Origin of the sequence: Pseudomonas sp. Sample_24, assembly GCF_004307605.1 — a bacterium.
Classification (GTDB): Bacteria; Pseudomonadota; Gammaproteobacteria; order Pseudomonadales; family Pseudomonadaceae; genus Aquipseudomonas.
Window position 1 is genome coordinate 1 of record NZ_RCNW01000450.1, and the last position, 10,567, is coordinate 10,567.

Here is a 10,567-nt window from a genome sequence, read left to right on the forward strand (position 1 = left end):
TCATCATGGCCGATCAAATGGCCGCGCCAATGTTGCCGTTCTACGGCCCATCGCCCATCAAGTTGCCGAATTTGAGCCGCCTCGCCGCACAAGGCGTGGTGTTCGACGCCGCCTACTGCAACAGCCCGTTGTGCGCACCGTCGCGTTTTACCCTGGTCAGCGGCCAATTGCCGAGCAAGATCGGCGCCTACGACAACGCGGCGGATTTTCCGGCCGATGTACCGACCTATGCCCACTACCTGCGTCGACTTGGCTATCGCACCGCACTGTCAGGCAAGATGCACTTCTGCGGTCCGGATCAACTGCACGGTTACGAAGAACGTCTGACCAGCGATATCTATCCGGCCGACTACGGCTGGGCAGTGAATTGGGACGAGCCGGACGTGCGTCCGACCTGGTATCACAACATGTCGTCGGTACTGCAGGCGGGGCCGTGCGTGCGCACCAATCAACTGGATTTCGACGAAGAGGTGGTGTTCAAGGCCCAGCAATACCTGTTCGATCACATTCGCGAGGATGGCGACCAGCCGTTCTGCCTGACTGTTTCAATGACCCACCCACACGATCCGTACACCATTCCCAAAGCTTTCTGGGATCTGTACGACGATGCCGACATTCCTTTGCCAATAACACCGGACCAGCACGAACTCGACCCGCACGCCCGGCGTTTGCTCAAGGTTTACGACCTGTGGGATAAACCCTTGCCTGTGGATAAGATCCGCGATGCACGCCGTGCCTATTTCGGTGCTTGCAGCTATATCGACAGTAACGTCGGCAAACTCCTGCAAACACTCGAAGATACCGGCCTGATCGACGATACCATCATTGTCTTCTCCGGCGACCATGGCGACATGCTCGGCGAGCGCGGGCTCTGGTACAAAATGCACTGGTATGAAATGGCCGCTCGCGTGCCCCTGTTGATAAGTGCTCCCGGGCAATTCGGCGCGAGCCGTGTCAGTGCCTCGGTCTCGACCGCCGACTTGCTGCCGACCTTCGTCGAACTGGCGGGCGGCTCGCTGGAGCCAGGCCTGCCGCTCGATGGCCGCTCGTTGGTCCCACATCTGCAAGGGCAGGGCGGTCACGACGAAGTGTTCGGCGAATACATGGCAGAAGGCACCATCAGCCCGCTGATGATGATTCGCCGCGGTGCTTACAAATTCATCTACAGCGAAGACGACCCTTGCCTACTCTTCGACGTACACAATGATCCGCGCGAACTGGAAGAACTGAGCCAGTCGCCGCAGCATCGCCAGCTGTTTGACGACTTTCTCGCCGAAGCGCGGGCCAAATGGGATATTCCGGCGATCCATCAACAGGTGCTCGCAAGCCAACGGCGCCGGCGTTTCGTCGCCGATGCCCTGACCATCGGCAAGCTGAAGAGCTGGGATCACCAGCCACTGGTAGACGCCAGTCAGCAGTACATGCGTAACCATATCGACCTCGACGATCTGGAGCGTAAAGCACGTTATCCACAACCCTGCCAAAACCAATAATGTTAAGGGGAAGTCCATGCAAAGGTTATCCACAGTACTGACGGTCGGGCTCCTGGCTCTGGGCAGTGCATCGGCGTTCGCCGATCAATGCGAGACGGTGAAAATGGCCGACCCGGGCTGGAGCGACATCGCCGCGACCAACGCCATCACCGGGTTTCTCCTGGACGGCATGGGTTACAAGGCCAAAGTCGACACCCTCGCGGTGCCGATTACCTTCGGCGGGCTCAAGGACGGCCAGGTCGATGTGTTTCTGGGTAACTGGATGCCGGCGCAGCAGGGCTTCTACGACAAATTCGTCGCCACGGGCGATGTCACGCAGTTAGCGAAGAATCTCGATGGCACCGAGTTCACCCTCGCCGTTCCGGACTACGTCTGGGACGCGGGTGTGCATAACTTTGCCGACCTGAACAAACACGCCGACAAGTTTGATCGCAAAATCTACGGCATCGGTTCCGGTGCACCGGCAAACATCTCGCTGCAAGAGATCATCAAGAAAAACGATTTCGACATGGGCCAGTGGAAATTGGTCGAGTCCAGCGAGCAAGCGATGTTGGCCGAAGTATCGCGCGCAGTGAAGAAACAGAAGTTCGTGACCTTCCTCGGCTGGACGCCGCACCCGATGAACGTGCAGCTGAAAATGCATTACCTGAAGGGCGGCGAGAAGTATTTCGGCGACACCGGCAGCGTCCACACCCTGACCCGCAAAGGTTATGCACAGGCCTGCCCTAACGTTGGGAAATTGCTGACCAACCTGACGTTCACTCAGGACATGGAAAACAGCATCATGGCCGAGGTGGTGAACAAGAAGATCAGCAATGCCGACGCCGCCAAAGCGTGGATCAAGGCCAACCCGGCGGTGCTGGATAAATGGCTGGATGGCGTGAAAACCGTGGACGGCAAGGATGCATTGCCGGCAGTCAAAGCCAAGTTGTAGAGATCCTCTGTTGATGATCGTTCCCACGCTCCGCGTGGGAATGCAGCCCGGGACGCTCTGCGTCCCTTTCGAGAGCTGGAACGCGGAGCGTCCCTTGAGGCGTTCCCACGCGGAGCGTGGGAACGATCATCCTCTGTGGCGAGGGAGCTTGCTCCCGCTGGGCTGCGCAGCGGCCCTGAAACCTGCGGGCGCTTCGCACCCGAGCGCGAGCAAGCTCCCTCGCCACAAATGATTGTGCGTCCTGCTACCCTTGCGCAAACCCCCGACCGAGAGGCCCCATGGCCCTGCCAAGCCGCCATTCACTTTTTCCCTTCCTCACCTGGCTGCCCCGGCAAACCCGAGCCAGCGTCGGCCGCGACCTGATCGTCGGCCTCAGCGGTGCGATTCTTGCGTTGCCGCAATCCATTGCCTACGCACTGATCGCGGGTCTGCCACCGGAATACGGGCTGTACGCGGCTATTATCCCGGTGTTGATCGCTTGTCTTTGGGGTTCGTCGTGGCATTTGATCTGCGGTCCTACGGCCGCGATCTCGATTGTCTTGTATGCCAGCGTCAGTCCTCTGGCCGTGCCGGCGACACAGGACTACGTCACGGTGATCCTGTTGCTGACTTTCCTGGCGGGGGTTTTCCAGTGGCTGCTGGGATTGCTGCGCTTTGGCGCGCTGGTAAATTTCGTCTCCCATTCGGTGGTGCTCGGCTTTACCCTCGGTGCGGCGGTAGTGATTGCCGTGGGTCAACTACCCAATCTGTTGGGGTTGGACTTGCCAAGTCAGGCCACCGCCCTGGACAGTTTCATCACTTTATTGCGCCATCTCGGCGAAGTGGACAAGGCCTCGCTGGCGTTGGGTCTGGCGACGGTGGTGGTGGGGGTGGTCCTCAAGCTGTGGCTGCCACGTTGGCCAACGCTGTTGATCACACTGGTGCTGGGCGCATTGCTGGTCTGGCTGTGGCCAACCATGTTTGGTCATGTGCAACTGGTCAGCGCGTTCACCGGTAAGTTACCGCCCTTCAGTCCGTTGCCACTGGATCTCGATTTGATCCTGCGCCTGCTGCCCAGCGCCGTGGCCGTTGGCATGCTCGGGCTGGTGACCAGCCTGTCGATTGCCCGCTCGATCTCTGCACGTTCGCAGCAACTACTCGACGCTAACCAGGAAGTTCGCGCCCAAGGCCTGTCAAATATTGTCGGTGCGTTTTTTTCCGGATCGCTGTCAGCCGGCTCGTTCACCCGTTCCGGGCTGAGTTACGAAGCCGGGGCCTGCTCGCCGTTGGCGGGGATTTTTTCGGCGTTGTGGGTGGCGCTGTTTGCGATTTTTGGCGCAGGTCTGATTGCGCACATCCCGATCCCGGCCATGGCCGGTAGTATTCTGTTGATTGCCTGGGGCCTGGTGGACCATCGCGGCATTCGCGCATTGCTGCGGGTCAGTCGCGCCGAGTTCGTGGTCATGGCCCTGACCTGTGTCGCCACGCTGCTGCTGGAGTTGCAGACAGCAATTTACGCTGGCGTGCTGGCGTCACTGTTTTTTTACCTCAAGCGAACGTCGCAACCGCGGGTACAACATGTACGCGACGGCGATGAAGACATTCTGCGGGTCGGCGGCTCGATCTTCTTCGGCGCCAGCCATTACCTGCAGGTGCGCCTGCAACGCATGCACGGTGCGCGCGTGGTGATCGAGGCGCAGCAGATCAATTTCATCGACTATTCAGGGGTGGAAATGCTGCATCAGGAAGCCCGGCGCTTGCTGCGCCAGGATCGCAGCCTGACCTTGCGCCAGGCGCGGCCGCAGGTGGTGGAAGAGTTGAGGAAGCTTGAGGGACCGGAGAAATGCCCGATCCGATTTGAAGATTGAACAAATTCTTGGCTAAAACACCAATCCCTGTGGCGAGGGAGCTTGCTCCCGCTCGGGAGCGAAGCGCCCGCAGATTTTAAGGGTCGCTACGCAATCCAGCGGGAGCAAGCTCCCTCGCCACAAAGAATTACAGCGCCAGTTGTCGGCGCAACTCGGCCAGCACCGGCGCAGTATCCGGACGTACACCGCGCCACAGGTAGAACGCTTCTGCCGCTTGCTCGGCCAACATCCCCAACCCGTCCATCGATACCGCTGCGCCGTGTTCGCTGGCCCAACGGCAGAATGAAGTCGGCTCCTTGCCGTACATCATGTCGTAGCACACGGTTTTGCCTGGTTCGATCAGGCTGCTGGCGATCGGCGGAACGTCCCCTGTCAGGCTGGCAGAGGTGGCATTGATGATCAGGTCCACAGATTCCTGCAACCAGTCGTAACCGCTCGCCGAGACCGGCCCCAAATCGCAGAACAGTTCCGCCAGCAGTTCGGCCTTGTCTACGGTGCGGTTGGCGATGATCACCGACGCCGGCTGCTCGGCGAGCAAGGGCTCCAGAGCACCGCGCACAGCACCACCGGCACCGAGTAACAGGATGCGTTTGCCCTTGAGGCTGAACCCGGCGTTGACGGTCAGGTCCCGCACCAGGCCGGCGCCATCGGTGTTATCACCCAGCAGACTGCCATCGGCCATTTTGCTCAAGGTATTCACCGCGCCGGCCCGCTGCGCTCGCGCAGTCAGGCTATCGGCAAGGCGAAAGGCTTCTTCCTTGAACGGGACCGTCACATTCGCCCCCCGGCCTTCGAGGAAAAAAGCCCGCGCGCAGTCGGAAAAATCGTCTAAAGGCGCCAGCAATGTGCTGTAGTCGAGGCGCTGCGCGGTCTGCTCGGCGAACAGACGATGGATCAACGGTGACTTGCTATGGCCAATCGGGTTACCGAATACAACATAACGGTCCATCTACATTCCTCGTTCAGGCCTTGGCCAACCAATCGCGATCCTGCAAGAAATAATCGGTCAGGCGCGCTTCTTCGCTGCCCGGTTCGGCTTTCCAGTCGTAACCCCAACGCACTTGCGGCGGCAGGGACATCAGGATCGACTCCGTGCGACCGCCCGATTGCAGGCCGAACAGCGTGCCGCGGTCATAGACCAGGTTGAACTCGACGTAACGGCCACGACGGTATTCCTGGAACTCCCGTTGTTTCGCGCTGAACGTGTCGTTTTTGCGACGCTGCACGATCGGCAGGTAGGCATCGATGTATGCATCGCCGATAGCTCGCATGAACGCGAAGCTGGTGTCGAAGTCCCACTCGTTCAAGTCATCGAAAAACAGACCGCCAATGCCCCGTGGTTCGTGGCGATGCTTGATGTGGAAGTAGCTGTCGCACCAGGCCTTGTAACGCGGGTAGACGTCCGCACCGAACGGCGCGCAAGCCTGCTCGGCCACGCGGTGCCAGTGCACGCAGTCTTCTTCATTGCCGTAGTAGGGCGTCAGGTCGAAACCGCCGCCGAACCACCAGACCGGTTCTTCACCTTCTTTTTCAGCGATGAAAAAACGTACGTTGGCGTGGGAAGTCGGCACGTGCGGGTTGTGCGGATGGATCACCAGCGACACGCCGAGCGCTTCGAAGCCACGGCCGGCCAGTTCCGGACGATGGGCGCTGGCGGACGGTGGCAGGCCACTGCCAAAGACATGGGAAAAGTTGACGCCGCCCTTTTCAATGACCGTGCCGTTTTCGATCACCCGCGTACGTCCACCACCGCCGGCAGGCCGGGTCCAGGCGTCTTCGACGAAGTGCGTGCCACCGTCTTCGGCTTCCAGGGCAGCACAAATACGGTCTTGCAGGTCGAGCAGATAGGCTTTTACGGCCTCGGTGCGGGTAGTCATGGCATCACCTTGGATCGGGCAAAGCTACGCGGCGCTCCATCGGACCGGGGCCTGCGCAAATGGGCGCGTAGCATAACACCGCCGAAGTGCTCGTCGCAGTTGACGAAGATCAAGCTTAGGAGTCCGATAGGACGCTTCGCATTTACACAATCAGCATCGATCTCAGGAGAGAGCAGATGGCAAAGCGTATTCAGTTCCGTGCCCATGGCGGCCCCGAAGTGCTTGAGTATGTGGATTACCAACCCGCCGGACCCGGCCCCAAAGAGGTCCGTGTGACCAACAAGGCCATCGGCCTGAACTTCATCGATACCTATTACCGCAGCGGTCTCTACCCACCGCCGGCTCTGCCATCGGGGCTCGGTTCCGAAGGCGCGGGCGTGGTCGAGGCGGTCGGCAGTGACGTCACGCGGTTCAAGGTCGGCGATCGTGTCGCTTACGGCAGCGGCCCATTGGGGGCCTACAGTGACGTTCATGTCTTGCCCGAGGCCAATCTGGTTCACCTGCCGGACGCCATCAGCTTCGAGCAGGCGGCAGGTGTGATGCTCAAAGGCCTGACCGTGCAATATCTGCTGCGCCAGACCTACGAACTCAAGGGTGGCGAAACCATCCTGTTCCACGCGGCAGCGGGTGGTGTCGGCTCGTTGGCTTGCCAATGGGCCAAGGCCTTGGGCGTGAAGCTGATCGGCACCGTGAGCTCGGCGGAGAAAGCCGCGCTGGCCAAGGCCAACGGCGCCTGGGCGACCATTGATTACAGCCATGAAAACGTCGCACAACGGGTACTGGAATTGACCGACGGCAAAAAAGTCCCGGTGGTGTACGACGGCGTGGGCAAGGACACTTGGCTGACATCTCTGGACAGCGTCGCGCCTCGGGGCCTGGTGGTGAGTTTCGGCAACGCATCCGGCGCAGTGGACGGAGTCAACCTGGGGATTCTGGCGGCGAAAGGTTCGCTGTACGTAACCCGGCCGACGCTGGGCACCTACGCCAACAACGCCGAAAACCTACAGCGCATGGCCGATGAACTGTTCGAGATGATCATCAGTGGCAAGTTGAAGGTGGATATCAGCCAGACGTATTCACTGGCGGATGCGGCGAAAGCGCAGACTGAATTATCGGCACGGCGTACCACGGGATCGGTGGTTCTGTTGCCTTAAGATTTTCAGCGTCTGCCAAGGCCTCATCGCTGGCAAGCCAGCTCCCACACGTACAGGGTCGGTCACAAATCATGTGAACGACCAGAATCCCGTGGGAGCTGGCTTGCCAGCGATGGGGGGCGCCTCGGTCTCAGCCTGGGCGGACAACGTGCCCCGTCGCCAGATCGCGAATCACGCTCGGGTTCTTGCGCCCACCCAGCAACCCGCCGAGCACCAGGTCAACCTGCCCGCGGAAATACTGCTCGACGCGAAGCCGCGTACGAGCCGCCGGCCGGCCTTGCGGGTTGGCAGAGGTCGACACCAACGGCCCGACCAACGCACACAAATCCCGTACCAGCGGGTGATCACTCACGCGCAGCGCCACGGTTTCATGCACGCCGGTGATCCATGGCGGCAACAGGTTCTGATGCGGCACCAGCCAGGTGTTCGGCCCCGGCCAGGTGCTGGCCATGCGGTCCATCCACAGTTCAGGGAAGTCTTCGAACAGGAAATCGAACTGACGGATGTTGTCGGCCACCAGGATCAGGCCTTTATCCACTGCCCGGCCCTTGATCAGCAACAAACGCTCGACGGCCTCTTCGTCCCACGGGTCGCAACCCAGGCCCCAGACTGCTTCGGTTGGGTAGGCAATCACCGCCCCTGCGCGAACTGCTCGTGCGGCTTGCTGCACACGCCAACTGTTGACCATGAAAAACTCTCCAGAATAAGGCTCTGCGCAGTTTACCGATCTTGTTTATAAAACCTAGCTCACCCGCGCAAACCAGCGCCCGTTTTCGCACACCGCGCTGCCGCCCATCTCCAGTTCCGTCAACGCCGCCAACACGTTGGGCAGCGCCCAGCCGCTGGCGAGGGCCAGCGCTTCACTGGTGTGAGGGGCCGCATGCAGCAGCTTCAACAGCGGATGACTCGTCGCCACCTCGCAGGTTTCCGGGAACAACGGCTGTTGCTGCCAACCTCGCAAGGCTTCGAGAATATGTTCAATGGTCTCCACCAGCACCGCGCCGTCGCGGATCAACTGGTGGCAACCCCGCGCGCCGGGGTGATGGATCGACCCGGGAATCGCGTAAACCTCACGCCCTTGTTCGGCCGCCAGCCGTGCGGTGATCAACGAACCGCTGGCCACGCTGGCCTCGACCACCAGCACACCGAGGGACAAACCGCTGATGATGCGGTTACGTCGCGGGAAGTTGCTGGCGCTGGGGCCGGCATCCAGCGGAAACTCCGAAAGCACCGCGCTGCCCGAGGCGATCATGGCGTCCGCCAGCCGCCGATTGCGCTGTGGATAAAACTTTTCAAGACCCGTGCCAAGTACACCGACCGTTTGCCCGCCGACATCCAAAGCAGCCTGATGCGCGGCGGCATCGATACCCAGCGCCAACCCGCTGGTGATGACGAAACCGGCACTGGCCAGGCTGCGGGAAAACGCTGCCGCGGTATCCATGCCCGGCCGAGACGCGCGCCGACTGCCGACCATCGCCAGCTGCGGTTTTTCCAGAATGCCAGGATCGCCCGCGACGAATAACAAGGGCGGAGCATCACTGATTTGCGCCAGCAGCGCCGGGTAGTCAACCTGGTCCCACATCAGTAAATGCTGGCCCTGACGCTCCAGCCAGGCCAATGCGTGGCTTGCTCCATCGCGGATTTCAGGACATCGCCTGGCCTCGGCACACGCCAATGGCAAACCCAGCGCGCGCCAGGCACTGGCCGGTGCACTGATCGCTTTCGATGCCGAACCGAACGCCTCGAGCAACTTTTTGAACCGCATCGGCCCGAGTTCCGGCAAACGGTGCAGACGCAAACGAGCTTCCAGCTCCGCAGGGGAAACCGGTGTAACAGTAGGCCATGACATGGATCATCCTTGATCGTTATGAGCACCCGTACAAACGGGAATAAGCTGTGGATAACTCTGTTGGTAACTTGTGAAGCACGCTTATGGATTTCGCACCTTGTCCATCACCGCCAGCGAACGCGATGCGTTGAGCACCAGCCCGTAGCTGAGCTTGTCGTAGGTGCGGAAAACCATCAGCAGACCGGCGCGTTCGTCGGGAATTTTCACCGGCTGGCCGCTGATTCGGTCACGCACGGTTTCCCCGGTCTTCATCACCACCAATACATTGCCTTCGGCCAGACCATCGCGTTGACCCTTGTTCAGCGTGACCACATCCAACGCACCGATCTGCGTCACGCCGCGCGGCACATCAATGATCAAGCCTTCGATCTTGCTGCTCGGGGCGCTGGGCATGAACGTCGAGTTGATGGAGCGCTCCTCGCCACTGAACAGGCGGTCGCCAAGGCGTACCTCCTGGGTTGTGCGTTGCAGCGCCAGCGTAGCGATGTCACCTTCGGTGGCGACGATTTCACCACCGCCAATGTCATCGGCGTTGATCCCCAAAAACTCCTGGGTTTGTGGATCGGTATAGACCTTGCCCTGGCGGAAGATGCCGTAGACCGGTTGCGCCAGGTCGAACTGACCTCGGGCGAAGATTCTGTCGCCCATGCCGCTGAGCACGCGTTCGGCATCACCGGCCACGATGTACGGCGCCTTGTCGAAATCCTCGACCTTGTCGACGATGCGGTTGCTCAGGAGAAAACTGTTGATCGATTTCAGCGGGATGCTCGGAATCGCATCGGCTACCGGGCTGGTGCGTACCCGCGGCGAAAGCTTGATGGTGCCCCGCGACTCGCCCCGGCTGAGGGTCAGGCGCGGCTGGCCATTGACGTAGACCAGCGACAGCGAATCGCCGGGGTAGATCAGATTGGGGTTTTCGATCTGCGGATTGGCTTGCCACAACTGCGGCCACTGCCATGGCTCACGGAGATACTTTGCGGAAATGTCCCAGAGTGTGTCCCCCGTCACCACGGTGTATCGCTGCGGAAAACCTTCCCGAAGTTGCACTTGCCCGTGCGCGAAACCGGCCGAAGCCAGAAGGAGCAGGGCGAGTAGTGATTTCCTCATGCGGTGAATCCCTTTATTATGTGCGTTCGCGTGAAACGCCAGAGCCGTCAGTGGCTCGCTCCCGGCCGGCTTGTCAAAACTTGCTTGTCGACAGAAGGGAGCTACGTTTTACAACGGTAGCCTGCATCTTCGGACCTGCCAGGCCATCGACCCGACTTTACTTCACACGTGCAGTAATCAAGCTTATGGCCATTTTAGACATCCTCGAATTTCCCGACTCGCGCCTGCGCACTATCGCCAAACCTGTGGCCGTAGTGGACGACGAAGTGCGTCAGTTGGTCGACGACATGTTTGAAACAATGTATG

Annotated in this window: 10 protein-coding genes; 5 read left to right on the plus strand and 5 right to left on the minus strand. The window is 60.4% G+C overall.

Annotation, left to right across the window (positions count from 1 at the left end; translation table 11 throughout):
* The first annotated feature begins 2 nt into the window (after positions 1 to 2).
* The 3 genes from betC (at position 3) to D8V06_RS26240 (ending at position 4,274) form a co-directional block, all read left to right on the plus strand.
* Entirely contained in the window at positions 3 to 1,493 is a 1,491-nt protein-coding gene (gene betC / locus D8V06_RS26230; protein WP_241667868.1) for a choline-sulfatase, read from the plus strand.
* A 16-nt stretch (positions 1,494 to 1,509) separates the two neighbouring features.
* A complete protein-coding gene (gene choX / locus D8V06_RS26235; RefSeq protein ID WP_056854236.1) occupies positions 1,510 to 2,427 on the plus strand; it encodes a choline ABC transporter substrate-binding protein in 918 nt (305 codons plus the stop codon).
* A gap of 278 nt (positions 2,428 to 2,705) precedes the next feature.
* Positions 2,706 to 4,274, plus strand: coding sequence for a SulP family inorganic anion transporter (locus tag D8V06_RS26240; RefSeq protein ID WP_130908049.1), 1,569 nt, complete (start codon positions 2,706 to 2,708; stop codon positions 4,272 to 4,274).
* 127 nt (positions 4,275 to 4,401) lie between these two features.
* On the opposite strand, the gene aroE is transcribed toward D8V06_RS26240, so the two are convergent.
* Positions 4,402 to 5,223: a shikimate dehydrogenase gene (gene aroE, locus D8V06_RS26245; protein ID WP_056854238.1), complete on the minus strand. Its 822-nt coding sequence runs from the start codon at positions 5,221 to 5,223 to the stop codon at positions 4,402 to 4,404.
* 13 nt (positions 5,224 to 5,236) lie between these two features.
* Complete coding sequence (gene hemF / locus D8V06_RS26250) at positions 5,237 to 6,151, minus strand: oxygen-dependent coproporphyrinogen oxidase (RefSeq protein ID WP_130903764.1); 915 nt, start codon at positions 6,149 to 6,151, stop codon at positions 5,237 to 5,239.
* 176 nt (positions 6,152 to 6,327) lie between these two features.
* On the opposite strand from hemF, the gene D8V06_RS26255 reads away from it, so the two are divergent.
* Positions 6,328 to 7,305, plus strand: coding sequence for an NADPH:quinone reductase (locus D8V06_RS26255; protein ID WP_130903763.1), 978 nt, complete (start codon positions 6,328 to 6,330; stop codon positions 7,303 to 7,305).
* 130 nt (positions 7,306 to 7,435) lie between these two features.
* Here D8V06_RS26255 and D8V06_RS26260 read toward each other — a convergent pair whose 3' ends face one another.
* The 3 genes from D8V06_RS26260 to D8V06_RS26270 all read right to left on the minus strand — a co-directional run bounded on the left by D8V06_RS26260 (position 7,436) and on the right by D8V06_RS26270 (position 10,261).
* The gene (locus D8V06_RS26260) at positions 7,436 to 7,993 is read right to left on the minus strand and encodes an L-threonylcarbamoyladenylate synthase (RefSeq protein WP_056854241.1); all 558 of its coding nucleotides are present in this window, start codon (positions 7,991 to 7,993) and stop codon (positions 7,436 to 7,438) included.
* 54 nt (positions 7,994 to 8,047) lie between these two features.
* Positions 8,048 to 9,154 carry a DNA-processing protein DprA gene (gene dprA / locus D8V06_RS26265; RefSeq protein ID WP_056854242.1) on the minus strand — a complete coding sequence of 369 codons (1,107 nt, stop codon included), beginning with the start codon at positions 9,152 to 9,154 and terminating at the stop codon, positions 8,048 to 8,050.
* A gap of 81 nt (positions 9,155 to 9,235) precedes the next feature.
* Complete coding sequence (locus tag D8V06_RS26270) at positions 9,236 to 10,261, minus strand: LysM domain-containing protein (RefSeq protein WP_056854243.1); 1,026 nt, start codon at positions 10,259 to 10,261, stop codon at positions 9,236 to 9,238.
* 185 nt (positions 10,262 to 10,446) lie between these two features.
* On the opposite strand from D8V06_RS26270, the gene D8V06_RS26275 reads away from it, so the two are divergent.
* Positions 10,447 to 10,567, plus strand: a 121-nt coding sequence (locus D8V06_RS26275; RefSeq protein WP_177434495.1) for a peptide deformylase, incomplete at its 3' end; no start/stop codon positions are given.

Coding starts and splice junctions, on each gene's coding strand:
- D8V06_RS26255 (WP_130903763.1), top strand. CDS start 6,328: ATGGCAAAGCGTATTCAGTTCCGTGCCCATGGCGGCCCCGAAGTGCTT.
- D8V06_RS26240 (WP_130908049.1), top strand. CDS start 2,706: ATGGCCCTGCCAAGCCGCCATTCACTTTTTCCCTTCCTCACCTGGCTG.
- hemF (WP_130903764.1), bottom strand. CDS start 6,151: ATGACTACCCGCACCGAGGCCGTAAAAGCCTATCTGCTCGACCTGCAA.
- choX (WP_056854236.1), top strand. CDS start 1,510: ATGCAAAGGTTATCCACAGTACTGACGGTCGGGCTCCTGGCTCTGGGC.
- D8V06_RS26270 (WP_056854243.1), bottom strand. CDS start 10,261: ATGAGGAAATCACTACTCGCCCTGCTCCTTCTGGCTTCGGCCGGTTTC.
- D8V06_RS26260 (WP_056854241.1), bottom strand. CDS start 7,993: ATGGTCAACAGTTGGCGTGTGCAGCAAGCCGCACGAGCAGTTCGCGCA.
- dprA (WP_056854242.1), bottom strand. CDS start 9,154: ATGTCATGGCCTACTGTTACACCGGTTTCCCCTGCGGAGCTGGAAGCT.
- aroE (WP_056854238.1), bottom strand. CDS start 5,223: ATGGACCGTTATGTTGTATTCGGTAACCCGATTGGCCATAGCAAGTCA.